23 protein-coding genes and 2 tRNA genes are annotated in these 26,972 nt (G+C 67.1%); 17 read left to right on the forward strand and 8 right to left on the reverse strand.

From position 1 onward, the window contains the following. Positions 1 to 36: 36 nt before the first annotated feature. The 3 genes from L3N39_RS12420 to L3N39_RS12430 all read right to left on the reverse strand — a co-directional run bounded on the left by L3N39_RS12420 (position 37) and on the right by L3N39_RS12430 (position 533). Positions 37 to 113 (reverse strand) — tRNA-Met (locus L3N39_RS12420). A gap of 126 nt (positions 114 to 239) precedes the next feature. Next, positions 240 to 316 (reverse strand) — tRNA-Met (locus L3N39_RS12425). Beyond that, positions 294 to 533 carry a hypothetical protein gene (locus tag L3N39_RS12430; protein ID WP_237257648.1) on the reverse strand — a complete coding sequence of 80 codons (240 nt, stop codon included), beginning with the start codon at positions 531 to 533 and terminating at the stop codon, positions 294 to 296. The genes L3N39_RS12425 and L3N39_RS12430 overlap by 23 nt, the downstream gene beginning before the upstream one ends. 152 nt (positions 534 to 685) lie before the next feature. Between L3N39_RS12430 and L3N39_RS12435 the strand changes: the two genes are divergently transcribed. Together L3N39_RS12435 and L3N39_RS12440 are read left to right on the forward strand one after the other, a co-directional pair. After that, positions 686 to 1,003 carry a hypothetical protein gene (locus L3N39_RS12435; protein WP_237257649.1) on the forward strand — a complete coding sequence of 106 codons (318 nt, stop codon included), beginning with the start codon at positions 686 to 688 and terminating at the stop codon, positions 1,001 to 1,003. Between the two features lie 78 nt (positions 1,004 to 1,081). After that, positions 1,082 to 2,062, forward strand: a complete 981-nt coding sequence (locus tag L3N39_RS12440) for a tRNA dihydrouridine synthase (RefSeq protein ID WP_237257650.1) — start codon at positions 1,082 to 1,084, stop codon at positions 2,060 to 2,062. A 50-nt stretch (positions 2,063 to 2,112) separates the two neighbouring features. Here the strand turns inward: L3N39_RS12440 and L3N39_RS12445 are convergent, their stop codons facing one another. Further along, on the reverse strand, positions 2,113 to 2,859 hold the full coding sequence (locus L3N39_RS12445; protein ID WP_237257651.1) for an SDR family oxidoreductase: 747 nt from the start codon (positions 2,857 to 2,859) through the stop codon (positions 2,113 to 2,115). 126 nt (positions 2,860 to 2,985) lie between these two features. Here L3N39_RS12445 and L3N39_RS12450 point away from each other — a divergent pair, with 126 nt between their 5' ends. After that, positions 2,986 to 3,429: an Hsp20 family protein gene (locus L3N39_RS12450; protein WP_237257652.1), complete on the forward strand. Its 444-nt coding sequence runs from the start codon at positions 2,986 to 2,988 to the stop codon at positions 3,427 to 3,429. Between the two features lie 58 nt (positions 3,430 to 3,487). Here L3N39_RS12450 and L3N39_RS12455 read toward each other — a convergent pair whose 3' ends face one another. The 3 genes from L3N39_RS12455 to L3N39_RS12465 form a co-directional block, all read right to left on the reverse strand. After that, entirely contained in the window at positions 3,488 to 3,955 is a 468-nt protein-coding gene (locus L3N39_RS12455) for a group I truncated hemoglobin (protein ID WP_237257653.1), read from the reverse strand. 145 nt (positions 3,956 to 4,100) lie between these two features. Then, positions 4,101 to 7,037: a sensor domain-containing protein gene (locus L3N39_RS12460; protein ID WP_237257654.1), complete on the reverse strand. Its 2,937-nt coding sequence runs from the start codon at positions 7,035 to 7,037 to the stop codon at positions 4,101 to 4,103. 51 nt (positions 7,038 to 7,088) lie between these two features. Beyond that, positions 7,089 to 7,967: a LysR family transcriptional regulator gene (locus L3N39_RS12465; protein ID WP_237257655.1), complete on the reverse strand. Its 879-nt coding sequence runs from the start codon at positions 7,965 to 7,967 to the stop codon at positions 7,089 to 7,091. A 153-nt stretch (positions 7,968 to 8,120) separates the two neighbouring features. Here L3N39_RS12465 and leuC point away from each other — a divergent pair, with 153 nt between their 5' ends. From leuC to L3N39_RS12535, 14 genes are all read left to right on the forward strand, one after another. Continuing rightward, positions 8,121 to 9,545, forward strand: coding sequence for a 3-isopropylmalate dehydratase large subunit (leuC, locus tag L3N39_RS12470; RefSeq protein ID WP_237257656.1), 1,425 nt, complete (start codon positions 8,121 to 8,123; stop codon positions 9,543 to 9,545). A gap of 11 nt (positions 9,546 to 9,556) precedes the next feature. Continuing rightward, positions 9,557 to 10,204: a 3-isopropylmalate dehydratase small subunit gene (gene leuD, locus L3N39_RS12475; RefSeq protein ID WP_237257657.1), complete on the forward strand. Its 648-nt coding sequence runs from the start codon at positions 9,557 to 9,559 to the stop codon at positions 10,202 to 10,204. A 101-nt stretch (positions 10,205 to 10,305) separates the two neighbouring features. Next, a complete protein-coding gene (leuB, locus tag L3N39_RS12480; protein WP_237257658.1) occupies positions 10,306 to 11,388 on the forward strand; it encodes a 3-isopropylmalate dehydrogenase in 1,083 nt (360 codons plus the stop codon). 53 nt (positions 11,389 to 11,441) lie between these two features. Then, a complete protein-coding gene (gene asd, locus L3N39_RS12485; protein WP_237257659.1) occupies positions 11,442 to 12,554 on the forward strand; it encodes an aspartate-semialdehyde dehydrogenase in 1,113 nt (370 codons plus the stop codon). 192 nt (positions 12,555 to 12,746) lie between these two features. Next, positions 12,747 to 13,745: an aspartate-semialdehyde dehydrogenase gene (locus L3N39_RS12490; protein ID WP_237257660.1), complete on the forward strand. Its 999-nt coding sequence runs from the start codon at positions 12,747 to 12,749 to the stop codon at positions 13,743 to 13,745. Positions 13,746 to 13,891: 146 nt separating this feature from the next. Further along, complete coding sequence (locus tag L3N39_RS12495; RefSeq protein ID WP_237257661.1) at positions 13,892 to 16,612, forward strand: FimV/HubP family polar landmark protein; 2,721 nt, start codon at positions 13,892 to 13,894, stop codon at positions 16,610 to 16,612. A gap of 1 nt (position 16,613) precedes the next feature. Then, positions 16,614 to 17,486, forward strand: a complete 873-nt coding sequence (gene truA / locus L3N39_RS12500) for a tRNA pseudouridine(38-40) synthase TruA (RefSeq protein ID WP_237257662.1) — start codon at positions 16,614 to 16,616, stop codon at positions 17,484 to 17,486. Between the two features lie 116 nt (positions 17,487 to 17,602). Next, entirely contained in the window at positions 17,603 to 18,220 is a 618-nt protein-coding gene (locus tag L3N39_RS12505) for a phosphoribosylanthranilate isomerase (RefSeq protein ID WP_237257663.1), read from the forward strand. A gap of 193 nt (positions 18,221 to 18,413) precedes the next feature. After that, the gene (gene accD, locus L3N39_RS12510) at positions 18,414 to 19,307 is read left to right on the forward strand and encodes an acetyl-CoA carboxylase, carboxyltransferase subunit beta (protein ID WP_237257664.1); all 894 of its coding nucleotides are present in this window, start codon (positions 18,414 to 18,416) and stop codon (positions 19,305 to 19,307) included. Beyond that, positions 19,304 to 20,575: a bifunctional tetrahydrofolate synthase/dihydrofolate synthase gene (gene folC, locus L3N39_RS12515; RefSeq protein WP_237257665.1), complete on the forward strand. Its 1,272-nt coding sequence runs from the start codon at positions 19,304 to 19,306 to the stop codon at positions 20,573 to 20,575. Before accD ends, folC begins: the two co-directional genes overlap by 4 nt. 6 nt (positions 20,576 to 20,581) lie before the next feature. Beyond that, the gene (locus L3N39_RS12520) at positions 20,582 to 21,214 is read left to right on the forward strand and encodes an SPOR domain-containing protein (protein ID WP_237257666.1); all 633 of its coding nucleotides are present in this window, start codon (positions 20,582 to 20,584) and stop codon (positions 21,212 to 21,214) included. 89 nt (positions 21,215 to 21,303) lie between these two features. Then, the gene (locus L3N39_RS12525; RefSeq protein ID WP_237257834.1) at positions 21,304 to 21,816 is read left to right on the forward strand and encodes a CvpA family protein; all 513 of its coding nucleotides are present in this window, start codon (positions 21,304 to 21,306) and stop codon (positions 21,814 to 21,816) included. Positions 21,817 to 21,883: 67 nt separating this feature from the next. Beyond that, positions 21,884 to 23,395, forward strand: a complete 1,512-nt coding sequence (gene purF / locus L3N39_RS12530) for an amidophosphoribosyltransferase (protein WP_237257667.1) — start codon at positions 21,884 to 21,886, stop codon at positions 23,393 to 23,395. A 48-nt stretch (positions 23,396 to 23,443) separates the two neighbouring features. Next, the gene (locus tag L3N39_RS12535; protein WP_237257668.1) at positions 23,444 to 24,655 is read left to right on the forward strand and encodes an O-succinylhomoserine sulfhydrylase; all 1,212 of its coding nucleotides are present in this window, start codon (positions 23,444 to 23,446) and stop codon (positions 24,653 to 24,655) included. A 64-nt stretch (positions 24,656 to 24,719) separates the two neighbouring features. On the opposite strand, the gene gspD is transcribed toward L3N39_RS12535, so the two are convergent. After that, positions 24,720 to 26,969, reverse strand: coding sequence for a type II secretion system secretin GspD (gspD, locus tag L3N39_RS12540; protein ID WP_237257669.1), 2,250 nt, complete (start codon positions 26,967 to 26,969; stop codon positions 24,720 to 24,722). Between the last annotated feature and the right edge of the window lie 3 nt (positions 26,970 to 26,972).

Raw genomic sequence — 26,972 nt, forward strand, 5'->3', positions numbered from 1 at the left:
CGAAAAAGGCCACTCGATCGAGTGGCCTTTCGTATTTGGTTGCGGGAGCTGGATTTGAACCAACGACCTTCGGGTTATGAGCCCGACGAGCTACCAGACTGCTCCATCCCGCGTCTGTGGGGCGGCATTCTACAGCCTGAAGGCTACCTGTCAACCCGTCGCGCCGAGAAAAGTCATTCCGGCTCAGGTACTTAGGCCGGAAACGAAAAAGGCCACTCGATCGAGTGGCCTTTCGTAATTGGTTGCGGGAGCTGGATTTGAACCAACGACCTTCGGGTTATGAGCCCGACGAGCTACCAGACTGCTCCATCCCGCGGCGTGCATTCTACAGACCTCAGCCGGGATGTCACGCAGAATATGAAGCGCGTGTGACGACCGGTCGGTGCAGCGGGCAGGGCAGGCCCGGTTTCACGGTGCGCCTGGTCCGGCCGAGGCTGGCGCCGGCGGGCGATGCGCAGCATGCCCCAGAGCATCGCCATGGCGGCCGACAGCCAGCCCAGCAGCATTGCCACGATCATCAGCGCAGGTGCCATCTTCTCGTCTCCGTGAGTTGTCTCGTCCGTGGAAAATGGACCCCGCGGCGCCGGGAGGGTTCAGATTGCCATCGGTCCGGCGAGCGGCGTGCCCGCGCACTTTGGCCGAGGCGCGCTGCCAAACTTGAATGGGCAAGAGGGAGGACGCAGCCATGCGAGCGCCACGATGTCTGATTGCCGGGCTTTGCCTGCTGCTCGCCACGGCCGTCCAGCCGGCGCTGGGCGGCGACCTGCTGGCGCAGAGCAGCGACGGTGCGCCGGTCGATCGTGCGGCCGGTAACGGGTCGATGGGGACCGGCGAGGGCATCCGCCGGCTGGAACCGCAGCCGGACGAGGCGCATGACGCCGCCCGGCGCGAGAACCGGCCGCGGCGCTCGACGCCGAGCATCGAGGAGCCTGGCCATGGCGGCAACGAGACCGACATGGAGCATCGCCGCCGGCCGCGGCTGGGCGATGACCGCGAGCGCTGACGACGGCCGATCGATGGCTGCGCAAAAGGGCGGCGAATCCTTACAATGCCGGCCCCTTTTCGATGGTGGCCATCCTTCATGCAGATCGCCCTGGCGCCGATGGAAGGCCTGGTCGACGACATCATGCGCGACGTGCTGACCCGTGTCGGCGGGCTGGACTGGTGCGTGACCGAGTTCATCCGGGTCTGTGATCGACTCCTGCCCGAGAGCAGCTTCCACAAGCTGGCCCCCGAGCTCGCCGTCGGTTCGCTGACCCGTGCCGGCACGCCGATGCGCGTGCAGTTGCTCGGCTCCGATCCGGCCTGCCTGGCCGACAATGCGGTGCTTGCCTGCAGCCTCGGCGCACCGGCGATCGACCTCAACTTCGGTTGCCCGGCCAAGACGGTGAACAAGTCGCGCGGTGGCGCCGTGCTGCTCAAGGAGCCCGAGCTGCTGCACGCCATCGTCCGCGAGGTGCGCCGCGCGGTACCGGCCCCGATCCCGGTGACGGCCAAGATGCGCCTGGGCTACGACAGCCCGGACGGCGCGCTGGATTGCGCCCGCGCGCTGGCCGAGGGCGGTGCCGGACAGCTGGTCGTGCATGCGCGCACCAAGCTCGACGGCTACAAGCCGCCGGCGCACTGGGAATGGGTGGCGCAGGTCAAGGACGTGGTCGCGGTGCCGGTGCTGGCCAACGGCGAAGTCTGGACGCTGGACGACTGGCACCGTTGCCGGGCGGTCAGCGGGGTCGATGACGTGATGCTCGGCCGCGGGCTGGTGTCGCGACCGGACCTGGCCCGGCAGATCGCCGCCGTACGCGCCGGTCTGCCGGTGCAGGAGATGAGCTGGCAGGAACTGCTGCCGCTGATCAGCGACTTCTGGCGACAGGCGCGGCGCAAGCTGGCGCCGCGCTACGCGCCCGGCCGGCTCAAGCAGTGGCTGGCGATGCTCACGCGCAGCTATCCGCAGGCGGTGGAGCTGTTCGCCGTGATCCGCCGAGAGAATGACTGCCTGCGCATCGACCGGTTGCTCGGCGTCGAGAGTGTCTCGCCCGAGCCGGCGGCCGATCGGTGTGGCTAGGCCCAGGCTCGTCGCAAGCGGCCCGTTGAACAGGCCAGGCGGGGCGCCAACTAGCGCCCGCCGCTGATATCGAGCAGCGCGCCGCTGGCATAGCTGGCCTGGTCGCCGGCCAGCCAGAGCACGGCTTCGGCGATCTCCTCGGGTTGGCCGCCGCGGCCCATCGGCACGCTGGCGCTGACGCGGCGGACACGGTCCGGCTCGCCGCCGCTGGCATGGATCTCGGTATGCACCACGCCGGGACGCACGGCGTTGACCCGGATGCCTTCGGCGGCCACTTCCTTGGCCAGGCCGATGGTCAGGGTGTCGATCGCGGCCTTCGCGGCGGCGTAGTCGATGTACTCGTTCGGCGCGCCCAGCCGGGCGGCCACCGATGACAGGTTGACGATGGCGCCACCGCGGCCGCCGTGCGAGGTGGCCATGCGTCGTACCGCTTCGCGCGCGCAGAGGAAGCTGCCCACCACGTTGGTGGCGAAGACCCGCTGCAGCCGCGCGGCGTCCATCTGCTCCAGGCGCATCTGCCGCTCCAGCATGCCGGCGTTGTTGACCAGCACGTCGAGGCGCCCGTACTCGCGGTCCAGCGCGGCGAACAGCGCCAGCACCTGCTGCTCGTCGGCGACATCCGCGGCGACGGCGATGGCGCGGCCGCCGGCCTGGCGGAGCTCCTCGACCAGCCGCTCGGCGGCGTCGGCGCGCTGGTGGTAGTTCAGGCACAGCGCGTAGCCCTGGCGCGCGGCCAGGCGCGCGGTGGCGGCGCCGATGCCGCGGCTGGCGCCGGTGATGAGCATGACTTTTTCCATGGTTGCTCCCGATGAACGGTGCTTCGGCGTGCTCTTGAAATCCGCCGAGCGGTGCCTATCTAGATGACCGTGGGATGCCGAAGTCGGGTCCCGCCAATCACTCGCTGAAATTCAGGAGATACGAGCATGACCACGTTTTCCATGGCTCCGCTGTTCCGCCAGTCCGTCGGCTTCGACCGCTTCAACGACCTGTTCGAGTCGGCGCTGCGCAACGAGACCGGCAGTTCCTACCCGCCCTACAACGTCGAGAAGCGCGGCGATGATCACTATCGCATCGTAGTCGCTGCCGCCGGCTTCACCGAGGCGGATCTCGAACTGCAGGTCGAGCGCGGCGTGCTGACCATCTCCGGCGGCAAGCGCGACAAGGACGCCGACCAGGTGACCTACCTGCACCAGGGCATCGCCCAGCGCGGCTTCAAGCTGTCGTTCCGCCTGGCCGACCATATCGAGGTACGCAACGCCGCCCTGGCCAACGGCCTGCTCAATATCGACCTCGAGCGCATCGTGCCGGAGGAGGCCAAGCCCAAGCGCATCCCGATCAACGGCGAGCGCCCGGCACTGCAGGGCTGAGCGACACGAGCAAGAAGAAGGGCGCCTGCGGGCGCCCTTCCTGTTAGCCAGTCCGGGCTCAGCGGCTGGTGACGATGTCCCCCCGGGTCGAGTCGACGATCGCCAGCAGCTCCTGCTGTTCGGCCGCCGGCACCTGGTGCTTGGCCAGCACCTCCTTGAACAGCTCGACCATGCGCTCCCACTCGCTCGGGCTGATGTTCAGCGCGGCGTGGGTTTCCTTCATGCCGCGTCCCTGGTAGATGCAGGGGCCGCCGGTGGCGGCGCAGACCATGGAACTGACCCGGTACTTCAGGTACGGCGCCGGGACCCGTTTGCGTGCTTCGTCGATCGCCGGGTTGGCGTTGAGCTGTGGATCCGGCACGAGCACGTCGATGAAGTCACTGACCACCACGGTGATCGGTGCCAGGCCGCCGAGGCGCTCGTAGAGCGTCGGCTGTGCGGCAGCGTCCTCGGCCCAGGCGGTCGGGGCACCGAGCAGCAGGGCGACCAGCGCGACGCCGCTCGACCTTGCGATTGCATGGAGCATGTTCACCTCCAGGCTGCAGCGCGTGCGCCGCCACGCCACGCAGACGGCTTTCTGACCGCGACGCCGATCAGCATCCGGGCCTGCGCCCGGACAATCGCGAACCGTCTCGTTTCACTATAGTTGCCCCCCGGGCGCGCCGGCGGTTTCAGCAGTCCGCGGCGCCGGCCAGCAGGGCGCGGAAGAGTTCGAAGGGCAAGGGCTTGCTGAACAGGTAGCCCTGGTAGCGGTGGCAACCCTGTCGCTGGAGCATCTTGAGCTGCGCGGGCTGCTCGACGCCCTCGGCGACCACCGACAGGTTGAGGCCGTCGGCCATGCTGACGATGGCGCGGATGATCTGCGCATCGTTGCCGTCGACCAGCGCATCGCGCACGAACGACTGGTCGATCTTCAGCTCGTCCACCGGCAGGCGCTTGAGGTAGGTGAGCGACGAATAGCCGGTGCCGAAGTCGTCCATGGCGAAGCGGACGCCCAGCTGGCGCAACCGGCGCATCTTGGCGATGGTGTCGTCCAGGTTCTGGATGACGATGCCCTCGGTGATCTCCAGCGTGATGGCCTGCTGCGGCAGCTCGCTGCGCCCCAGCGCCCTGGCGACCCGCTCGACGAAGTCCTGCTGGCGGAACTGCCGCGGGCTGATGTTGACGCTGAGGCTGAACGCGGCGGGGTCCACCAGGCCCTCGGCGTGCAGGCATGCGGCGATCCGGCAGGCCTGCTCGATCACCCAGTCGCCGACCTCGATGATCAAGCCGCTTTCCTCCAGCACGGCGATGAACGAGGCCGGCGACTGCATGCCCTGCTCTGGGTGGCGCCAGCGCAGCAGCGCCTCGGCGCCGATGATGCGGCCGTCACGGGCATCCACCTGTGGTTGCAGGTGCAGCTCGAACTCGTCGCGCGCCAGTGCCTGGCGCAGGTCCTGCTCGAGCCGCAGGCGGGTGCTGGCGGCGTCCTGCATGCTGGAGTGGAAGATCTGGATGGCGTTGCGCCCGGCATCCTTGGCGCGATAGAGGGCGATGTCGGCGCGCTTGAGCAGGTCGGCCGGCGAGTCGCCGTGGTCGGGAATCAGGGCGATGCCGATGCTCGGCGTGACGCGCAGTTGCTGGCCGTCGAACAGCATCGGCTCGGCGAGCAGCTGGCGCAGTTTCTCGGCGACCGAGCGGACATGCAGGATGACTTCCGCGCGCCGGCCTTCCAGGCCGGTGAGCAGCACCACGAACTCGTCGCCACCCAGGCGCGCGACGGTGTCTTCCTGGCGCACGCTGGCCTCCAGGCGGGCGGTGATCAGCTTGAGCACCGCATCGCCGACCGGGTGGCCGAGCGAGTCGTTGATGTGCTTGAAATGGTCGAGATCGAGGAAGAGCAGGGCGCCGCGCATGTCGTGGCGCTTGAGCAGCGCGCTCTGCTGGCTGAGACGGTCCATCAGCAGCGTGCGGTTGGGCAGGTTGGTCAGCGGGTCGTGGTAGGCCATGTGCAGCACCTGCGCCTGGGCGGCCTTGAGCTGGCTGATGTCGCGTGCGGTCAGCAGCAGGCACTGCTGGCCGTTGAGTTCGATGGGCTCGGCCGAAACCTCGATGTGGCGGCTCTGCCCGCTGCGGTCCAGGGCGAGCATTTCCATGTTCCTGACCCGGCCGTCCCGGCGTAGCCGCTGCATCAGCAGCTCGCGTTGCCCGCCCTGCCACAGCGCGAGCTCGGCGGCGGTGCGGCCGATGGTTTCCTCCGGGCGATAGCCGGTGAGCCGGTGGAAGCCGTCGTTGACCTCGAGGAAGCGCCCGCTGTTGCGCTCGGTGATGGTGATGGCGTCGGGGCTGGCGCGAAAGGCGGTGGCGAAGCGTGCCTCGCTGGCGCGCAGCGCCGCCTCGGCCTGCTGGCGCGTGGTGATGTCGCGGAAGGTGGTGATGATGCTCAGCCGCCGCTCGATGCGGATGAAGCGCGACGACACCACGCAGGTGAGGATGCGCCCGTCGCGCGTGCGGAACTGCACCTCGGCGTTGTCCAGGCCGTGCTGGTCGCGCAGCTGGGCATAGAGTTCGGCGCGGCGCCGCTCGTCCAGCCAGAAGCCGATCTCCGGCGCGCTGCGGCCGACGATCTCCTGTGGCGCCCAGCCGAAGGTCTCGCAGAAGCTGGGGTTGACCTCCAGGAAGCGGCCGTCGCCGATGCGGGTCAGGCAGATGGGGTCGGGGCTGGCCTGGAACAGGGTGGCGAACTTCTCCTCCGAGGCGCTCAGGCGCTGTTCGCGCTGCACCCGCTCGCTGATGTCCATGATGATGCCGGCCATGCGCTGCGGCCGGCCGGCGGCGTCGCGGTAGAGCTTGGCCGTACTTTCCAGGTGGCGGGTCTGGCCGTTCGGTCCGGTGGCGCGGTAGGTGACCTGGTATTCCTGGCGCTGCCCGGCGAGCAGTTCCTGGTAGACCTGGCGCATCCGCCGCCGGTCCTCGTCGGCCACGCAGGCGAAGAAATCCCGGAACGGTCCGTGGTACGGCCCGCTCGTCACGCCCTGCAGATCCGAGGCGCGCGCCGAGGCGTAGAGGGTGTTGTTCGGAATGTCCCAATCCCAGGTGCCCAGGCGGACCGATTCCAGGGCCAGCTGCAGGCGCTCCTGGCTGTCGCGCAGCGCCTCGGCCTGCCGATGCTGCTCGGTGCAGTCGTGCGCCACGCCGACATACACCGGGCCCTGGGCGGTCTGGTGGCGCTGGCCGGTGATCTCCAGCCAGCGCAGCGAGCCGTCCGGCCAGCGCACCCGGTGCTCCAGGCGCAGGTGCTCGAGGGCGTTGCGCACCGCGGATTCGAAGGTCGCGGCCACGACCGGACGATCGGCCTCGGGAACCAGTTGCAGGTAGTCCAGGCCCTGCGAGCCCAGCGCCTGGTCATCGAGGCCGAACAGCGCCTGCGCCTGGCGCGACCAGATCACCCGGCCGCTGTGCAGCTCCCAGGACCAGACGCCGAAGCGTGCCTGGCCGAGCACCGCGAGCAAGGATTCGCTGTCCTGCCAGGGCTGTTCGTGGGGAGCGGGGATGTAGGCCTGGATGCGTGGGCGCGGCGGACGGGGTTCGTCGGTGCCAGGGGGCGGGACGCGGGGATCGTCGGTCATAGGGTACGTCTGTTCTTGTTATGCCGCCGACGTTATCGCCTGCCCGCCGGCTCATGCAAGCCGCCGCTCGGCGTCCAGCAGCGCCATGAAGGCGCGCGCGGCGTTGGACAGCGTCCGCTCGTCGTGCCGGATGTAGCCCAGCTGGCGTGCCAGCTGCACGCCCGGCAACGGCAGGCTCACCACCTGGGCATCGAGCATGGTGCGCGGCAGTACGCTCCAGGCGATGCCGATCGAGACCATCATCTTGATCGTCTCCATGTAGTTGGTGCTCATGGCGATGTTCGGCGTCAGCCCTTCGCGCTCGAACAGGCGTTGGGCGATGTGGTGGGTGAAGGTATTGCCGCCAGGGAACACTGCAGGGTAGCCGGCCACGTCCGCCAGGCTGACATCCGCCTTGCTCGCCAGCGGATGCTCCGGCGCGACGACGAACTCCAGCGGGTCGTCCCAGACCGGCATCGCGCGCACCGGCGCGCTGGTATGGGGCGCCAGGGTGATCACCGCCAGCTCTGCGCGGCCATGCAGCACTTCTTCATAGGCCACCTCGGAGTCGAGGAAGCGGATGTCCAGGTTGACCCCCGGATGACGCCGGGTGAAGGCGCGCAGCAGGGGCGGCAAGCGGTGCAGGCCGATGTGGTGGCTGGTCGCCAGGCTCAGCCGGCCGGCGATCTCGCCGTTGAGGTTGGTCAGTGCGCGGCGGGTGTCATCCAGCACGTTGAGGATCTGGTAGGCGCGCGGCAGCAGGGCGCGGCCGGCCTCGGTCAGGCCGGTCTCGCGGCCGAGGCGGTCGAACAGCCGCACATCGAGCTGCTGCTCCAGCGCCGCGATGCGCTTGCTGACCGCCGGCTGGGTGAGGTGCAGGCGCTCGGCCGCCAGCGAGAAGCCGCCGGTTTCGGCGACGGCGATGAAGGCGTTGAGGTTGGCGAGGTCCACGGATTTCCTCCTGGCGGGGCGAGCGTTTGGATTCCTTTGTGGAATCGAGTGGATGAAAAATATGAATTTGAGTAATTCCCTGCAAGTCCCTAGGATCGCCCATAAAGCGCAAGGGCTATTCGCCCGGCATAGAACCTAGATGAGGAAAGTCCGATGGCCGGCAAGACGCTGTATGACAAGCTCTGGGAAATGCACGAGGTCAAGCGCCGCGACGATGGTTCGTCGCTGATCTACATCGACCGCCACATCCTCCACGAGGTGACCTCGCCGCAAGCCTTCGAAGGCCTGCGCCTGGCCAATCGCAAGCCCTGGCGCATCGATGCCAACATCGCCACCGTCGACCACAACGTGCCGACCACCCCCGACCGCAAGGCCGGTGTCGATGCCATCGCCGATGAAACCTCGCGCATCCAGGTGCAGACGCTGGACGAGAACTGCGATGACTTCGGCATCCTCGAATTCAAGATGAACGACATCCGCCAGGGCATCGTGCATGTCATCGGCCCGGAGCAGGGTGCGACCCTGCCGGGCATGACCGTGGTCTGCGGCGACTCGCACACCTCGACCCACGGCGCCTTCGGCGCGCTGGCCCACGGCATCGGCACCTCCGAGGTCGAGCATGTGCTGGCCACCCAGTGCCTGATCGCCAAGAAGATGAAGAACATGCAGGTGCGCGTCGAAGGCCAGCTGCCGTTCGGCGTGACCGCCAAGGACATCGTGCTGGCGGTGATCGGCAAGATCGGCACCGCCGGCGGCACCGGCTACGCCATGGAGTTCGCCGGCAGTGCCATCCGCGAGCTGTCCATGGAAGGCCGCATGACCATCTGCAACATGTCCATCGAGGCCGGCGCCCGCGTCGGCATGGTGGCGGTCGACGAGAAGACCATCGCCTACGTCGAGGGGCGCCCCTACGCGCCGAAGGGCGAGCAGTGGGAGCAGGCCGTGGCGCAATGGCGCGACCTGGTGTCCGATGCCGATGCGCAGTTCGACGCGGTGGTCGAGTTGAAGGCCGAGGAGATCAAGCCGCAGGTGTCCTGGGGCACCTCGCCGGAGATGGTCCTGGCCGTCGACGAGCGCGTGCCGGACCCGGCCGCCGAGGCCGACCCGGTCAAGCGCGGCTCGATCGAGCGCGCGCTCAAGTACATGGGCCTGGCCGCCAACCAGCCAATCACCGAGATCAAGCTGGACCGTGTGTTCATCGGCTCCTGCACCAACTCGCGCATCGAGGACCTGCGTGCCGCCGCCGAGGTCGCCAAGGGCCGCAAGGTCGCGGCCAACGTCAAGCAGGCGCTGGTGGTGCCGGGCTCGGGCCTGGTCAAGCAGCAGGCCGAGCAGGAAGGGCTGGACCGCATCTTCATCGAGGCCGGCTTCGAATGGCGCGAGCCGGGTTGCTCCATGTGCCTGGCGATGAACCCGGACAAGCTGGGCAGCGGCGAGCACTGCGCGTCCACCTCCAACCGCAACTTCGAGGGGCGCCAGGGCGCCGGCGGGCGGACCCACCTAGTCAGCCCGGCGATGGCCGCGGCTGCCGCGGTGACCGGTCACTTCATCGATGTACGCGAGCTGATCCAGGCCTGAGGAGACGAGACATGAAAGCCTTTACCCAACACACCGGCCTGGTCTGCCCGCTCGATCGCGCCAACGTCGATACCGACCAGATCATTCCCAAGCAGTTTCTCAAGTCGATCAAGCGCACCGGCTTCGGCCCGAACCTGTTCGACGAGTGGCGCTACCTGGACGAGGGCATGCCCGGCCAGGACTGCTCGCAGCGCCCGCTGAACAAGGACTTCGTGCTCAACCAGCCACGCTACCAGGGTGCCAGCGTGCTGCTGGCGCGCGAGAACTTCGGCTGCGGCTCGTCCCGCGAGCACGCGCCCTGGGCACTGGACGAGTACGGCTTCCGCGCGATCATCGCGCCGAGCTTCGCCGACATCTTCTTCAACAACAGCTTCAAGAACGGCCTGCTGCCGATCGTGCTGAAGGAAGAGGAAGTTGACGCCCTGTTCGCACAGGCCGAGGCCACCGAGGGCTACCGGCTGACGGTCGACCTCGCGGCGCAGACCGTGACCCGTCCCGACGGCGTGCAGTACCGCTTCGAGATCGATGCCTTCCGCAAGCACTGCCTGCTCAACGGCCTGGACGACATCGGCCTGACGCTGCAGAACGCCGAGGCGATCCGCGCGTTCGAGCAGCAGCACAAGGCGCGCAGCCCCTGGCTGTTCGGCGCGATCAAGTAACGCGGTGAGGGTAGGGTGGATGACGCTTCATCCATCCACCTTGCAGGGTTTTCGGTGGATGAAAAAAGCGTCATCCACCCTACAAAAAATAGAGGAACGCAATGAGCAAGCAGATTCTGGTTCTCCCGGGCGACGGCATCGGTCCGGAAATCATGGCCGAGGCGATCAAGGTCCTGCAGCTGGCCAACGACAAGTTCGGTCTCGGCTTCGAGCTGAGCTACGACGAGCTGGGCGGCGCGGCAGTGGACAAGTACGGCGTGCCGCTGGCCGATGAGACCCTCGAGCGGGCCCGCGGCGTCGACGCCATCCTGCTCGGTGCCGTGGGCGGCCCGAAGTGGGACAAGATCGATCCGGCCATCCGCCCCGAGCGCGGCCTGCTGAAGATCCGCTCCGAACTGGGGCTGTTCGGCAACCTGCGCCCGGCGCTGCTCTATCCGCAACTGGCCGAGGCCTCCTCGCTCAAGCCGGAAATCGTCGCCGGTCTGGACATCCTGATCGTGCGCGAGCTGACCGGCGGCATCTACTTTGGCAAGCCGCGCGAAAGCAAAGTGCTAGAGAACGGCGAGCGCATGGCCTATGACACGCTGCCGTACAGCGAGAGCGAGATCCGCCGCATCGCCAAGGTCGGTTTCGACATGGCCATGGTGCGCAACAAGAAGCTCTGCTCGGTGGACAAGGCCAACGTGCTGGCGTCCAGCCAGCTATGGCGCGCCGTGGTCGAGGAAGTGGCCAAGGACTACCCCGAGGTCGAGCTGTCGCACATGTACGTGGACAACGCCGCCATGCAGCTGGTGCGCGCGCCCAAGCAGTTCGACGTGATGGTCACCGACAACATGTTCGGCGACATCCTGTCGGACGAGGCTTCCATGCTCACCGGTTCCATCGGCATGCTGCCGTCCGCCTCGCTGGATGCCAACAACAAGGGCATGTACGAGCCGTGCCACGGCTCGGCGCCGGACATCGCAGGTCAGGGCATCGCCAACCCGCTGGCGACCATCCTCTCGGTCTCCATGATGCTGCGCTACAGCTTTGGCGAGACGGCGGCTGCCGACGCCATCGAGCGTGCCGTCAGCGATGTGCTCGACCAGGGCCTGCGCACCGGCGACATCTGGTCCGCCGGCTGTACCAAGGTCGGTACCCAGGGCATGGGTGATGCGGTAGTCGCGGCGCTCGCGAAGTTGTAATCTTTCTGGCCCGTCTTGGCGGCGGGCCACTTTATTTATAGGTGTAGTCAGTGATGAAACGTGTAGGTCTGATCGGTTGGCGCGGCATGGTCGGTTCCGTGCTCATGCAGCGAATGCTGGAAGAGCGTGACTTCGACCTGATCGAGCCGGTGTTCTTCACCACCTCCAACGTCGGCGGCCAGGGCCCTGCCATCGGCAAGGAAACCGCCCCTCTGAAGGACGCCTACAGCATCGACGAGCTGAAAGCGCTCGACGTGATCCTGACCTGCCAGGGTGGCGACTACACCAGCGAAGTCTTCCCCAAGCTGCGCGAAGCCGGCTGGCAGGGCTACTGGATCGATGCGGCCTCGGCGCTGCGCATGCAGGACGACGCGGTGATCGTGCTCGATCCGGTCAACCGCCGGGTGATCGACCAGCAGCTCGATGCGGGAACCAAGAACTACATCGGCGGCAACTGCACCGTCAGCCTGATGCTCATGGGCCTTGGTGGCCTGTTCGAGGCCGGGCTGGTCGAGTGGATGAGCGCCATGACCTACCAGGCCGCTTCCGGCGCCGGCGCGCAGAACATGCGCGAACTGATCCGCCAGATGGGCGTGATCAACGCCGCGGTATCCGACGAGCTGGCCAACCCGGCGAGCGCGATCCTGGATATCGACCGCAAGGTCGCCGAGACCCAGCGTGGCGAGGCCTTCCCGGTGGACAACTTCGGCGTGCCGCTGGCCGGCAGCCTGATTCCCTACATCGACAAGGAGCTGCCCAACGGGCAGAGTCGCGAGGAATGGAAGGCCCAGGCCGAGACCAACAAGATCCTCGGTCGCTTCAAGAGCCCGATTCCGGTCGACGGCATCTGCGTGCGGGTAGGCGCTATGCGCTGCCACAGCCAGGCGCTGACCATCAAGCTCAACAAGGATGTGCCGATTTCGGACATCGAGGGCCTGATCAGCCAGCACAACCCCTGGGTGAAGCTGGTGCCCAACCATCGCGAAGACAGCATGCGCGAGCTCAGCCCGGCCGCCGTGACCGGTACGCTGACCGTTCCGGTAGGGCGCCTGCGCAAGCTGAACATGGGGTCGCACTACCTGGGCGCCTTCACCGTCGGCGACCAGCTGTTGTGGGGCGCTGCCGAGCCGCTGCGTCGCATGCTGCGGATTCTGCTCGAGCGCTGATTCCGGCGGCGGAGGCGCACCCTCGGTGCGCTCCGCCAGCAGCAGGAAAGGCCTGGGTCCGGTTGCCGGACCCAGGCCTTTTCATTTTCCGGGTCCGGCCGCCCTCGGCGCTTCGTCGCTTCGGCAAGCCGATCGATCACAGTCGGCGGGCATTCGGGTACAGTGCCGCACCAGTTCGAAGGAGAGTTGTGCGTGGTCGATATCGCAATCGTGGGGGCTGCCAGCCTGGAGGCGGAAGCGCTGGTGGAATTGCTGCAGGAGCGGGACTTTCCGGTTGGCGCGCTGCACCTGCTCGACAGCGGCGATGCGCTGGGGCAGTCGCTGGCATTCGGTCAGCGCAACCTGCGCATCCGGGATGCGGCCGCGTTCGATTTCTCAGGCGTCCAGCTGGTCTTCGTCGCGGCGACGGTTGCCGATGCCGCCGTGCGCGAGACGCTGAATCGGCTGGCCTGCGACGTGATCGACCTGGCCGGTGCGCTCGAGCCTGGCGCTTCGGTCTGTGTCCTGCCCGGCGTGCGCGAGGGCAGCGTTGCGCAGATGCCAGTGCCGCGGCGCGTGCGCTGCCCGGGCACCGTTGCGGTCGCGCTGGCCACCGCGCTGGCGCCGCTGACAAGGCGGGCAACCCTGCGCCGGGTGGTGGTGACGGCCTGCCTGCCGGTTTCGGTGCGCGGACGTGGAGGCGTCAAGGAGCTGGCTCGGCAGACCGCCGAGCTGCTCAATGCCCGGCCGCTCGAGCCTCGTCTGTTCGATCGCCAGGTGGCGTTCAATCTGCTCGCCCAGGCAGAAACTCCGGACGAGCAGGGGCATGCTCCGGCCGAGCGCCGGCTGTCTGGCGAGCTGGCGGAGTTGCTCGAGCTGCCCCGCTTGTCGGTCTCGGCGACCTTCGTCCAGGCGCCGGTATTCTTCGGCGAGAGCCTGAGCGTATCGCTGCAGTTCGAGCATCCGGTCGAGCTGGCGTTGCTGCACGAGGCGCTGGAAGCCACGCAGGATGTCGAGTTGAGCGAGGCCGGGGACTATCCCACCGCCGTCGGTGACGCGTTGGGGCAGGATGTGATTTGCGTCGGCAGGCTGCGTTCCGGCGTCGCCGATCCGTGCGAAGTCAATTTGTGGATTGTGTCTGATAACGTGCGAAAAGGCGCGGCACTCAATGCCGTGCTGTCGGGCGAGTTGTTGATAAAACACTATCCGTAAAAGATACTTGCCCGGAAATTCGAAGAACTATTCTAGCTGTTGGCGCTGGAAAGGCTTATCACTGTTGGGGGCGCCAATGCGGCGCGGGCAGTGGCTTTGAGACCCTTCTCGAAGTTCGAGAAAAGGATAAACAAGGGAAGTAGATAATGGTTCGGGTTCGAAATCTGGTGCTGGCAATCGCAGCGGCTACGGCGCTGACCACCGAAATGGCCTACGCCCTGGGGCTTGGCGAGGTAGCGCTGAAGTCATCGCTGAATCAACCGCTGGTTGCGGAGATCGAACTGCTCGATGCCAAGAACCTTGGCCCCGGTGAAGTCATTCCCGCGCTGGCTTCGGTCGAAGATTTCAATCGTGCCGGTATCGATCGCCAGTACTTCCTGACCGATCTCAAGTTCACCCCGGTCGTGCGGCCCGATGGCAAGAGCGTGATCCAGGTTTCCTCCAGCAAGCCGGTGCGCGAGCCGTACCTCAATTTCCTGGTCGAGGTCGTCTGGCCGAGCGGGCGCCTGCTGCGCGAGTACACGCTGCTGCTCGATCCGCCGCTCTATTCGCCCGAGACCGTGGCGGCCGTGGCCCCGCAACTGCCGATTGCCGCACCGCAGCCGGCGCCTGCCACCGCTCCACGCGCCAGCACAAATCCCACAGCGGTGCGCCCGACTCCGGCGGCAGCCGCGCCCGCCACGGCCCAGGCGGGCAACGAATACCGGACCACTACCGACGACACGCTGTGGCAGGTCGCCGAGCAGGCCCGTCGCGGCGGATCCGTGCACCAGACGATGCTGGCCATCCAGGATCTCAATCCGGGTGCCTTTATCGACGGCAACATCAACCGAATGAAGAGCGGCCAGGTGCTGCGGCTGCCGACCGACGAGCAGGTGAGGGCGCGCAGCCAGGCCGAGGCCATCGCCGAGGTGGGCCGGCAGAATACCGCCTGGCGCCAGGGGCGCAGTAGCGTTGCCGCGGCACGCCAGATGGATGCCACCCGCCGCACCACGGCCGGCGATGCGCCGGCGCGCAGCGAGAACCGCGACAATCTCCGCCTGGTAGCCGCCGATGCAGGCAAGTCGATCGCAGGCTCCGATACCGGTGCCGGCAACGAGGTCGCCGCGTTGCGGGACAAGCTGGCCGTGACCCAGGAGAACCTCGACTCCAGCAAGCGCGAGAACGCCGAGCTCAACGATCGTCTCAGCGATCTGCAGGGCCAGTTGGACAAGCTGCAGAAGCTCATGCAGCTCAAGGACGACCAGCTCGCCAAGCTGCAGGCGCAGCTGGGCGGCGAAGGGCAGGCCGGCGCAGCCGGGCAGCCGGGGGAAGCGTCGCCGGCCGCGGTCGAGCCGGCCCGCGAGGCCGAGCCTGCAACGGCTGGCTCTGCTGAGGCTCCGGCAGACCAGAACCCAAGCCAGCCGGAGCCTGCTGTAGCACCGGCCAAGCCCGCTGCCAGCGAGGCGCCGCGCGCGCCGGAAGCCCCAGCCAAGCCGGCGGCCAAGCCTGTCCCGAAGCCCGCTCCCGCTCCGGTGGAGCGCGGTTTTTTCGACCAATACACTGACAACCCGCTGCTGCTAGGCGTGCTGGGTGGCAGTGCGTTGCTGCTGTTGCTGGTTGGGCTAATGGCCTTGTCGCGGCGAAACGCCATGAAGGAGGCCGAACTCCAGGAAAGCCTGCTGGCCGAACGCGAAGACGACCTTGGGCTGCCTGCCAGCAGCTATCCGGCCGAGCCAGTGGATCTCGGCCAGCCGGTCGCTGTGAGCGAGGTCGCGCAGTCGGTTGCCGAGCCGCTGGCTCCGGCGACTGCCGACCCCCTGGCCGAAGCCGACATCTATATCGCCTATGGGCGCTTCAACCAGGCGGCAGAGCTGCTGCAGGCCGCGCTCAATGACGAGCCGCAGCGTACCGATCTGCGCCTGAAGCTGATGGAGGTCTACGCCGAGCTTGGCGATCGCGAAGGCTTCGCCCGCCAGGAGACCGAGCTGCGCGATATCGATGCCGTCGGCAGCCACGCCCAGATCGAACAACTGAAATTCAAGTACCCGGCCATGGCGCTCGGCGCGGTGGCTGCCGGCGCGGCGGCATCCCAGAGCGAGCTGGACAGTCTCGACCTCGACGACCTTCAGCTCGATGATCTGCCGGCCGCCCCAGGTCAGGATCTGGATGACGCCTTCGACCTCAGCCTTGATGACCTGGATGCCGAGCTCGAAGCGCAGGGCGGCGGCAATGCCGACCTCGACGGCGGGCATGGCGCTTTCGCCGAGCCCGAGGCGAGCGATTTCACTGCCGAGCAGCCGACGCCGGCTGCATCGGAGCTCGACGACTTCTCGTTCGATCTGCCGGCCGAGCCTGCTTCCCGGCCGGTCGCCACCGATGAGCTGGATGACCTTTCCTTCGACTTCGCCAGCGATTCGGACTCGGCCAGCTCGCCGGTGGGCCAGGAACAGCCGGCTGCGCAGGCCGACGCTTCCATCGGCGAGGGTTTCGATTTCGGCCTGGTCGACGAGCCGAAGGAGGCCGGTGCATTGTCCGACGAGTTCGATCTGTCCCTCGACGACCTCTCGCTGGACATGGACGAGCCTACCGCTTCGTCCTCGCCGGAGCTGGATGTTGCCGCTTCCCATGAGCCGCCCGCAGAGCAGCCACCGGTACAGTCGGAGGTTCGACCGGATGAGCCGGGGCAGGGCGCAGCGGTGACGCAGGAAGAGGATTTCGACTTCTTTGCCGATACCGACGAGGCGACCACCAAGCTGGATCTCGCCCGCGCCTATATCGACATGGGGGACGCCGAGGGCGCTCGCGACATCCTCGACGAGGTGCTCGCCGAGGGCAATAGCGCCCAGCAGCAGGAAGCACGTGAAATGCTCGCCAAGCTGGCCTGAAATGGAAGCACGGGTAACTGAACAGACGGCAGCCGACTCGGCTGCCGTTGCCGTTTCCAGGATCGCCCTGGGAGTCGAATACAAGGGCGCCAGGTATCGCGGCTATCAGCGGCAGGTCGATGGCGTGCCCTCCGTGCAGCAGGCCCTGGAAGAGGCGCTGACGCGGGTGGCGGGCGGCCACCAGGTCAGCCTGAGCTGTGCCGGCCGAACCGATGCGCTGGTGCATGCGAGCGGCCAGGTCGTGCATTTCGATACCGACGTGGAGCGTACGCCGCATGCCTGGGTGATGGGGGCGAACGCGAACCTGCCCGCGGATATCAGCGTCACCTGGGCGCGCGAGATGCCGGCGCATTTCGATGCACGATTCAGTGCGATGTCGCGCCGCTACCGCTACGTGATCTACAACGACCTGATCCGCCCGGCACACCTCGCCGAGGAAGTGACCTGGAACCATCGCCCGCTGGATCTGGCGCGGATGCGCGAGGCAGCGAAATGCCTGGTGGGCACGCACGATTTCAGCGCCTTCCGCGCCAGGCAGTGCCAGGCCAAGTCACCGGTCAAGACGGTTCATCATCTCGAGCTGCTCGAGTCCGGCCGGCTGATCGTCATCGACATTCGTGCCAATGCCTTCCTGCATCACATGGTTCGCAACGTCGCCGGGGTGCTGATGACCATCGGCGCCGGCGAGCGGCCGGTCGACTGGGCGCGCCAGGTGCTCGAGTCACGCCGCCGGGAACTGGGCGGCGTGACGGCGCATCCCTACGGGCTCTATCTGGTTCACGTCGAGTACCCCACGGAGTTCCTGCTGCCGGAGCGCTACCTGGGGCCGCATTTCCTTTCCGGCCTGCCGGACTGCATGGCCATCCGCGCCTAGCTTAGGCGAGGGCACGCTGGCGCCGCCTCGCGTCACGACTGGCGTGGCAGGTGCCGCCCCGTGCTTGCAGGCGAGGCCGCATTTGTTACCATCGCCGATCATTTGAGGTGGCGCGCTTGAACGTACGCAGCAAGATTTGTGGCATCACGCGGGTCGAGGACGCGCTGGCCGCGGCCGCGGCCGGCGCCGATGCGATCGGCCTGGTCTTCTACGCGGCCAGCCCGCGCGCGGTAAACATCGCCCAGGCCAGGCGTATCGTCGCGGCACTGCCTCCGTTCGTGACCAAGGTGGGGCTGTTCGTCAATGCGAGCCGCTGCGAGATCGGCGAGGTGCTCGACGCGGTCTCTCTCGACGTCCTGCAATTTCACGGCGATGAAACGCCCGAGCAGTGCGAGGGCCATGGCCGCCCCTGGTTCAAGGCGCTGCGCGTCGGCGAGAGTGAGGGGCTGGCCGAGCGGATCCAGCGCTATCGCAATGGCTGCGCCATCCTGCTGGACAGCTACGTGCCTGGAATCCCGGGCGGTACGGGGGAGCGATTCGACTGGAGCAGCATTCCCGCCGACCTGCCGCTGCCGTTGATCCTGGCCGGCGGACTGACGGTGGACAACGTCGGCCAGGCCATCGAGCAGACCCGCCCCTATGCGGTCGATGTCAGCGGTGGCGTCGAGCTGGAGAAGGGCATCAAGGATCCGCGCCGGGTTCAGGAGTTCGTCGCCCGGGTGCGTGGCATGTGACGCTGACACGGCGGCGACCGTCCAGTAACGAGTCGCCGCTTTCGGTACTGTTTTTCATCGGGTTGAAAGGCCCTCGACGGCGCCAGACGCATGGTGCCGCATCGGCGAAGAGGATCGAACGCTCGTCCTGCTTCGAAAAGAATCTGCCTGGGCATGTGAGCATGCCGATATCAAGTTTTGGAGAACAACAAGCATGAGCAACTGGCTGGTAGACAAGCTGATCCCCTCTATCATGCGCTCCGAGACCCGCAAAAGCTCGGTCCCGGAAGGCCTCTGGCACAAATGCCCCTCCTGCGAGGCCGTGCTGTATCGCCCCGAGCTGGAAAAGACCCTCGATGTCTGCCCCAAGTGCCAGCACCACATGCGTATCGGTGCCCGTGCCCGTCTGGACATCTTCCTCGATGCCGAAGGGCGCGAGGAGATCGGCGCCGAGCTCGAGCCGGTGGATCGCCTCAAGTTCCGCGACTCGAAGAAGTACAAGGACCGCCTGGTCGCCGCGCAGAAGCAGACCGGCGAAAAGGATGCCCTGATCGCGTTGCGCGGCACCCTGTTCAAGGCCCCGGTCGTGGCCTGTGCCTTCGAATTCTCCTTCATGGGCGGCTCCATGGGCGCCATCGTCGGCGAGCGTTTCGTCCAGGCGGCCAACGTCGCCCTGGAACAGCGCTGCCCGCTGGTCTGCTTCTCGGCCTCCGGCGGCGCGCGGATGCAGGAAGCACTGATCTCGCTGATGCAGATGGCCAAGACCTCCGCCGTGCTGGCACGCATGCGTGAAGAGGGGCTGCCGTTCATCTCCGTGCTCACCGACCCGGTCTACGGCGGCGTCTCGGCCAGCCTGGCGATGCTCGGCGATGTGATCGTCGCCGAGCCCAAGGCGTTGATCGGCTTCGCCGGCCCGCGCGTGATCGAGCAGACCGTGCGCGAGAAGCTGCCCGAAGGCTTCCAGCGCAGCGAGTTCCTCCTTGATCACGGTGCCATCGACCTGATCATCCCGCGTGCCGAGCTGCGCTCGCGCCTGGCGCGTCTGCTGGCGCAGATGCAACGCCTGCCCAGCCCTGTCGAGCCGACCCAGGTCGCCGCCAGCGCATGAGTCGCAGCCTTGCCGACTGGCTGAGCTACCTGGAGCAGTTGCACCCGAGCGCGATCGACATGGGCCTCGATCGCATCCGGGTGGTCGCCGATCGCCTGGGGCTCGAGCGTCCCGCGGCCAAGGTCGTGACGGTGACCGGGACCAACGGCAAGGGTTCGACCTGTGCCTTCCTTGCCGAGCTCATCGCCGCGCAGGGCTTGAAGGTCGGCGTCTACAGCTCTCCGCACCTGCTGCGCTACAACGAACGGGTGCGTATCGGCGACCAGCAGGCCAGCGATGCCGAACTCTGCGAGGCGTTCGAGACTGTCGAGCGGGCGCGGGGCGAGGTGTCCCTGACCTACTTCGAGATGGGCACGCTTGCCGCGTTCTGGCTGTTCCAGCGCGCCGGGCTCGATGCCGTTGTACTGGAAGTCGGGCTTGGCGGCCGGCTGGATGCGGTCAACCTGCTCGATGCCGACGTCGCGGTCATCACCAACGTGGGGCTGGATCATGCTGACTGGCTTGGCGATACCCGCGAAAGCGTGGCCTTCGAGAAGGCCGGCATCCTGCGCACCGGCAAGCCCGCGGTATGCGGCGACCTGCAGCCACCCCAGCCGCTGCTCGAGCGCGCGGCCGAGCTGTCGGCGCCATTGCTGCTGCGTGGTCGCGACTATGACCTGGCCATCGGTGGCGAGGCCTGGAGCTGGCGCGGTGTCGGGGCCGACGGCGCGCTGATCGAACTGCATGACCTGCCGCTGTGCACGCTGCCGATGGAGAATGCCGCGCTGGCCCTGCAGGCGTTCATCATGACTGGCATCGCCTGGAGCGCCGACCGTGTGCGCCAGGCGATCGGCGTGACGCGGCTGCTCGGCAGGCTCGACCGGCGCCTGGTGTGCTGGAACGGGCGCGAGGTGCCGCTGATGCTCGACGTGGGGCACAATCCCCACGCCGCAGGGTATCTGGCGGCGCAACTGGCCGAGCGGCCGCTGTCGGGGCGTCGCCTGGCGGTGTTCGGGCTGCTGGCGGACAAGGATCTGGATGGCGTGATCGAGCCGCTGTTGCCGGCGATCGCCCACTGGGCGGTGGCGACGCTGCCGACCAGTCGCTCACGCAGTGCGGCACAGCTGCGCCAGGCCCTGCTTGAGCGGGGCGCCTCGGTGAGCGAACATGCCAGCATCGCTGCCGCCCTGGAAGCCCAGTGCGCCCAGGCCGGGCAGGGCGATGAAATCCTGCTGTTCGGATCCTTCTACTGCGTGTCCGAAGCGCTGGACTGGCTCAATCGACGCTGAGGTGGCATGCCCATGCTGGACAGGGGTCTCAAGCAACGCATGGTGGGGGCGCTGGTATTGATGGCGCTGGCGGTGATCTTCGTGCCGATGCTGCTCAGCGGCAAGAACGAGCAGCGCCCCGTCGAGGTGGATGCGCCGCCCATGCCCGCTTCGCCCGCGGCCACCGCCGAAACCTCGCCCCAGGAGCTTCGCCCGGGCTCGGTACCGGAAGGCTTCGAAATCATCGAGGACGAGCCTGGCCAGGCGCAGGCAGAAGCCATGCCGGCCGACGCCGCACCGGCGCAACCGGCCGAGCCTGCGGTGCCGGACAGCCCGCCGCCGGTAACCGCCTCGCCGACGGCCCCTGCGCCGGTACCTGATCCCGCATCCGGAGCCGAGCAGCGTCTGGACGCGGCCAACCTGCCGGTTAGCTGGTCGGTACAGCTGGCCAGTCTCTCCAATCGCCAGAGCGCCGAAGCCCTGCAGGCCAAGCTGCGGGCCCAGGGTTACAACGCCTATGTGCGTACCGTCGACGGCATGAACCGGGTGTTCGTCGGGCCGTTGATCGAGCGCGCCGAGGCCGGCAAGCTGCGCGATCAACTGCACCGCCAGCAGAAGCTCGATGGCTTCGTCGTGCGCTTCACGCCCGAATCGCGCTGAGGCGATGGCGATGCAGGGAGGGGCGCTTACGCCGTGCCGGGGCTGTCTGGTAAACTCCGCGGCCTTTCCCTCTCTTGCTTGAAGATTTCGTGGCCTTTACCTGGGTTGACTGGGGCATCATCGCGGTCATCGCGGTCTCCAGCCTGATTAGTCTGAAACGGGGCTTCGTCAAGGAAGCGTTGTCGCTTTTGACCTGGATCGTCGCCGGTGTAGTCGCCTGGATGTTCGGCGGGGCCTTGTCGCACCATCTGGAAGAATTCATCGCCACCCCATCGGCTCGAGTGATCGCCGCGTGCGCGATTCTCTTCGTGGCAACGCTGCTGGTCGGCGCGCTGGTCAACTTCCTCATCGGCGAGCTGATCCGGGTGACCGGTCTTTCCGGCACCGATCGCTTTCTGGGCATGGTGTTCGGCGCGGCCCGGGGCGGTCTGCTGGTGGTCGTGCTCGCCGGGCTGGTCAGCCTGGCCCCGGTTCACGAGGACCGCTGGTGGCAGGAATCGGTGCTGCTGCCGCATTTTCTGATGGTCGCCGACTGGTCGAAGAATCTGATACTCGGTATCAGCAGCCAGTGGCTGGCCGGATCGCTCAACGAAGCCGGTTGAGTCCTATTATCACGGAGGCGCGATCTGCCGCGTTTCCGGCTCCTGTAGAAACTGAGAGGTTCCTTGCATGTGTGGCATCGTCGGCATCGTCGGTAAGTCGAACGTCAATCAGGCGCTCTATGACGCGCTTACCGTGCTGCAACACCGTGGCCAGGATGCGGCGGGCATCGTGACCAGCCATGACGGCCGCCTGTTCCTGCGCAAGGACAACGGCCTGGTGCGCGACGTCTTCCAGCAGCGCCACATGCAGCGCCTGGTCGGCAACATGGGCATCGGCCACATCCGCTATCCCACAGCCGGCAGCTCGAGTTCCGCCGAGGCGCAGCCGTTCTACGTCAACTCGCCGTACGGCATCACCCTGGCGCACAACGGCAACCTGACCAACGTCGACCAGTTGACCAAGGAAATCTACGAGTCGGACCTACGCCATGTGAACACCAATTCCGACTCCGAGGTCCTGCTCAACGTGTTCGCCCACGAGCTGGCCGTGCGCGGCAAGCTGCAGCCGACCGAGGAAGACGTCTTCGCCGCCGTAAGCAAGGTGCACGAGCGCTGCCGCGGTGGCTACGCCGTCGTCGCGATGGTCACCGGCTACGGAATTGTCGGCTTCCGCGACCCGAACGCCATCCGCCCGATCGTCTTTGGCCAGCGTCACACCGACGAGGGCGTAGAGTACATGATCGCCTCCGAGAGCGTGTCGCTGGACGTACTGGGCTTCACCCTGATTCGCGACCTGGCGCCCGGCGAGGCGGTGTACATCACCGAAGAGGGCAAGCTGTTCACCCGCCAGTGTGCGCAGAACCCCACCTATGCACCCTGCATCTTCGAACACGTCTACCTGGCGCGTCCGGACTCGATCATGGACGGTATCTCGGTGTACAAGGCGCGCCTGCGCATGGGCGAGAAACTCGCCGACAAGATCCTGCGCGAGCGCCCGGACCACGACATCGACGTGGTCATCCCGATTCCCGATACCAGCCGTACCGCGGCACTGGAGCTGGCCAACCGCCTGGGTGTGAAGTTCCGCGAAGGCTTCGTCAAGAACCGCTACATCGGCCGTACCTTCATCATGCCCGGCCAGGCAGCGCGCAAGAAATCCGTGCGGCAGAAGCTCAACGCCATCGAGCTGGAGTTCCGTGGCAAGAACGTGATGCTGGTGGACGATTCCATCGTGCGCGGCACCACCTGCAAGCAGATCATCCAGATGGCGCGCGAGGCCGGGGCGAAGAATGTCTACTTCTGCTCGGCCGCACCGGCAGTGCGTTACCCGAACGTCTACGGCATCGATATGCCCAGCGCCCACGAGCTGATCGCCCACGGCCGCAGCACCGAGGAAGTCTGCGAGCTGATCGGTGCCGACTGGCTGGTCTACCAGGACCTGCCGGACCTGATCGAGGCGGTCAGCGGTAGCAAGAAGATCAAGATCGACAATTTCGACTGCGCGGTATTCGACGGCAAGTACGTCACCGGCGACATCGACGAGGCCTACCTGAACAAGATCGAGCAGGCGCGCAACGACGCGACCAAGGTCAAGGCCAATGCGGTGAGTGCCATCATCGACCTGTACAACACCAACTGAACCCAGGTGACCTGCCGCGGTGACGGCAGGCGAAGTGAGGGATCGAGCATGACCAACGAATGGGACGCCGGGCGCCTGAACAGTGACCTTGACGGCGTCGGGCTGGATACGCTGGCGGTACGCGCCGGCCAGCGGCGCACCCCCGAGGCCGAGCACGGCGAGCCGCTGTTTTTCACCTCCAGCTACGTCTTTCGCAGCGCCGCCGATGCGGCGGCATGCTTCGCCGGCGAGGTGCCCGGCAATGTCTATTCGCGCTACACCAATCCCACGGTGCGTACCTTCGAGGAGCGCATCGCGGCGCTGGAAGGCGCCGAGCAGGCGGTCGCCACTGCTTCGGGCATGGCGGCCATCCTGGCCATGGTGATGAGCCTGTGCTCGGCCGGGGACCATATCCTGGTCTCGCGCAGCGTGTTCGGCGCGACCGTTTCGCTGTTCGACAAGTACTTCAAGCGCTTCGGCGTGGAAGTCGACTATGTGCCGCTGACTGACTACGAGGCCTGGCGCGCGGCCTTCAAGGCCAATACCCGGCTGGTCTTCGTCGAGTCGCCGTCCAACCCGCTGGCCGAACTGGTGGATATCGCGCGGCTGGCCGAACTGTGCCATGCCAAGGGCGCGCTGCTGGCGGTAGACAACTGCTTCTGCACGCCGGTCCTCCAGCAACCGCTGGCGCTGGGCGCGGACCTGGTCATCCATTCGGCCACCAAGTACATCGACGGCCAGGGTCGCTGCCTGGGCGGCGTCGTCGCCGGGCGCAGCGAGCACATGAAGGAAGTGGTCGGTTTCCTGCGCACCGCCGGCCCGACCCTGAGCCCGTTCAACGCCTGGGTGTTCCTCAAGGGCCTGGAAACCCTGCGCCTGCGCATGCAGGCCCATTGCGCCAGTGCCCAGGCGCTGGCCGAATGGCTGGAGCAGCAGCCGGGCGTGCAGAAGGTGTTCTATGCGGGGCTGCCGAGCCATCCGCAGCACGACCTGGCCAGGCGCCAGCAGAAGGCCTTTGGCGCGGTGCTGAGCTTCGAGGTGGCCGGCGGCAAGGAAGGCGCGTGGCGTTTCATCGACGCGACGCGGCTGATCTCGATCACCGCCAACCTCGGCGACAGCAAGAGCACCATCACCCATCCGGCCACCACCACCCATGGCCGCCTGAGCCCGGAAGACCGGGCCAGGGCCGGCATCAGCGACAGCCTCGTGCGGATCGCCGTCGGCCTGGAAGAGCTCGACGACCTCAAGGCCGATCTCGCCCGTGGCCTGGCGGCCCTTTAAGAGGGCCTGACCGCGAGCCCTGCCGGCTCGCGGTTCCCGCTGCGGCGGCCCGCCGGTCGCCGTGCTACTGCTCGCCGATCCGCAGGACGATGCCGTCCAGGCGCTGTTCGTCGGAAAGCCGCTGGCGCAGCCGGTTTGCCTCCGCGCGATCGGCGACCGGGCCGACATAGACCTGGGTCATCGCGTTGGCATCGCGCAGGAACACCGGGTAGCCCTCCGAACGCAGTCGCTCCTGCATGGCCTGGCCGGTGTTGCGGTTGCTCACCCTGGCCACCTGAATCGCCCAGCCTTGCGCCTGCAAGGCGCTTGTCGCCGGCTGCGTTGCGCCGGGAGTGGGGCTGGCGCCGGCGCCGTTCGCGGCTGCCGGCGCGGCGCGCAGGTCGATTGCCGGAGCCGGCGTGCCCTGGCCGTCGAACAGCCGAGTCGGATCGGCCGGCAGGATGCTCGGAACCCCCGAGTCCGACTCGATGATCCGGATGTCGCTGTACTTCTTGCCTGACAGCGCCGCGAGGCCGGCGCGGTCGCGCACCACGGTCGGGCGCAGGAACACCATCAGGTTGCGCTTGACCCGGGTTTCCTCGGTGGAGCGGAACAGCCCGCCCAGCAACGGGATATCGCCGAGCAGCGGCACCTTGGAAGCGGTGCGGGTGACGTCGTCCTGGATCAGCCCGCCGAGCACGATCACCTGGCCGTCCTCGGCGAGGATGGTGCTCTTGATCGAGCGCTTGTTGGTCACCAGGTCCACGGCCTGGGCGGCCAGGGTGGCGCTCGGCGCGATCGAGGAAATCTCCTGCTCGATCTGCAGGCGCAGGGTCGCGCCCTCGTTGATGTGCGGGGTCACCTTCAGGGTCACGCCGATGTCCTGGCGCTCGATGGTCGTGAAGGGGTTGTTGGCGCCGGCCGAATCGGTCGTGTAGCTGCCGGTCTGGAAGGGGACGTTCTGGCCGACGAGGATCTCCGCTTCCTGGTTGTCCAGCGTCAGCAGGCTCGGCGTCGACAGCAGGTTGCTGTTGCTGTTGGACGACAGCGCGGTGATCAGCGCACCGAAGCTGCGGGTTCCCACGCCGATGATCGCGCCGTCGGGCAGGTTGCTGGGGATCTCGTTCTCGTTGATCGCGTTGAGCACGCTGCCGATGCTGATGCCGGTGTTGCCGAAGTTCACGCCGCCGGCACCGCCGGTGCTGCCGCGGGCATCCACCGCCCACTGCACGCCCAGCGCATCGGCGATGTCGCCGGAGACCTCGACGATGGCCGCCTCGACCATCACCTGCGCCCGTGGCACGTCCAACTGGCGGACGATGCTCTCGAGCATTCCCACCAGCTCCGGATCGGCGAGCAGCACCAGCGCATTGAGGCTCTCGTCGGCGCGGATGAGGATCTGCTGGTTGCGGCTGGAGGTCGTGGCGGCGCTCTCGCCTTCGGCCGGTGCGGCCAGGCCCTCGGAGATGTCGCCGAGCGTCTCGGCCAGCGACTTGGCGTCGTTGTGGCGCAGGCGGATCACCCGGGTATTGGCCGAGCGGGTGGCAGGGGAGTCGAGCGACTGCGCCAGTGCGGCCATCTTGCCGCGTGCTTGTGCCGGGCCGATGAAGATCAGCCGGTTGGTGCGCGAGTCGGCGATGATCTGCAGGCCGGCGGTGGTCTTCGCCTCGCCGCGCAGCAGGGAGTTGCGCAATACCTCGGCGATGTCCACCGCCCAGCCGTGACGCAGGTTCAGCACCGTGTAGTCGTCGCTCTCGGTGCGGTCGAGCTGGCGTACCAGATCCCGGACGCGGGCGATGTTGGCGCTGCGATCGCTGATGATCAGTGCGTTGGCCGAGCCGACCGCGGCCAGGTGGCCGTACTGCGGGATCAGCGGGCGGATCAGCGGGATCAGCTCGGTGGCCGAGGTATGCTGGACCTGGATGACCTGCGTCTCGAGCTGGTCGCCACCGCTCGGTCCGCCGCCGGCTTCGGTCTTCGCCTCGGCATTCGGCACGATGCGCACCACATCGCCCTGCGACAGCACGCTGAAACCATGGGTGGCCATCACCGAGAGGAACAACTGGTAGACATCCTCGGTGCTCAGCGTGGCGTTGGAGACGACCGTGACCTGGCCCTTCACCCGCGGATCGACGATGAAGGTCTGGCCGGTGAGCTGGCTCATCTGGTCGATGTAGGCGCGGATGTCGGCATCCTTGAGGTTGATCGTCCAGCCATCGGTCTGGCTCTGGCTGGGCTCGATGCCCGGTTCTGCCGAATGGGCCGGCAGTGACATGCCGGCGAGCATGCCGGCGGTGGCCAGCGCAATAAGCGGGCGAGTGAGAAGCGGCGACATCGT

The organism is Pseudomonas oligotrophica (assembly GCF_021726475.1).
In the GTDB taxonomy this organism is placed as follows: Bacteria; Pseudomonadota; Gammaproteobacteria; order Pseudomonadales; family Pseudomonadaceae; genus Stutzerimonas; species Stutzerimonas oligotrophica.

Bases quoted from the DNA above. Each gene is read 5' to 3' on its own strand.
- L3N39_RS12430 (WP_237257648.1), bottom strand. From the start codon at position 533: ATGGCACCTGCGCTGATGATCGTGGCAATGCTGCTGGGCTGGCTGTCG.
- L3N39_RS12435 (WP_237257649.1), top strand. From the start codon at position 686: ATGCGAGCGCCACGATGTCTGATTGCCGGGCTTTGCCTGCTGCTCGCC.
- L3N39_RS12440 (WP_237257650.1), top strand. From the start codon at position 1,082: ATGCAGATCGCCCTGGCGCCGATGGAAGGCCTGGTCGACGACATCATG.
- L3N39_RS12445 (WP_237257651.1), bottom strand. From the start codon at position 2,859: ATGGAAAAAGTCATGCTCATCACCGGCGCCAGCCGCGGCATCGGCGCC.
- L3N39_RS12450 (WP_237257652.1), top strand. From the start codon at position 2,986: ATGACCACGTTTTCCATGGCTCCGCTGTTCCGCCAGTCCGTCGGCTTC.
- L3N39_RS12455 (WP_237257653.1), bottom strand. From the start codon at position 3,955: ATGCTCCATGCAATCGCAAGGTCGAGCGGCGTCGCGCTGGTCGCCCTG.
- L3N39_RS12460 (WP_237257654.1), bottom strand. From the start codon at position 7,037: ATGACCGACGATCCCCGCGTCCCGCCCCCTGGCACCGACGAACCCCGT.
- leuC (WP_237257656.1), top strand. From the start codon at position 8,121: ATGGCCGGCAAGACGCTGTATGACAAGCTCTGGGAAATGCACGAGGTC.
- leuD (WP_237257657.1), top strand. From the start codon at position 9,557: ATGAAAGCCTTTACCCAACACACCGGCCTGGTCTGCCCGCTCGATCGC.
- leuB (WP_237257658.1), top strand. From the start codon at position 10,306: ATGAGCAAGCAGATTCTGGTTCTCCCGGGCGACGGCATCGGTCCGGAA.
- asd (WP_237257659.1), top strand. From the start codon at position 11,442: ATGAAACGTGTAGGTCTGATCGGTTGGCGCGGCATGGTCGGTTCCGTG.
- L3N39_RS12495 (WP_237257661.1), top strand. From the start codon at position 13,892: ATGGTTCGGGTTCGAAATCTGGTGCTGGCAATCGCAGCGGCTACGGCG.
- truA (WP_237257662.1), top strand. From the start codon at position 16,614: ATGGAAGCACGGGTAACTGAACAGACGGCAGCCGACTCGGCTGCCGTT.
- accD (WP_237257664.1), top strand. From the start codon at position 18,414: ATGAGCAACTGGCTGGTAGACAAGCTGATCCCCTCTATCATGCGCTCC.
- folC (WP_237257665.1), top strand. From the start codon at position 19,304: ATGAGTCGCAGCCTTGCCGACTGGCTGAGCTACCTGGAGCAGTTGCAC.
- L3N39_RS12520 (WP_237257666.1), top strand. From the start codon at position 20,582: ATGCCCATGCTGGACAGGGGTCTCAAGCAACGCATGGTGGGGGCGCTG.
- purF (WP_237257667.1), top strand. From the start codon at position 21,884: ATGTGTGGCATCGTCGGCATCGTCGGTAAGTCGAACGTCAATCAGGCG.
- L3N39_RS12535 (WP_237257668.1), top strand. From the start codon at position 23,444: ATGACCAACGAATGGGACGCCGGGCGCCTGAACAGTGACCTTGACGGC.
- gspD (WP_237257669.1), bottom strand. From the start codon at position 26,969: ATGTCGCCGCTTCTCACTCGCCCGCTTATTGCGCTGGCCACCGCCGGC.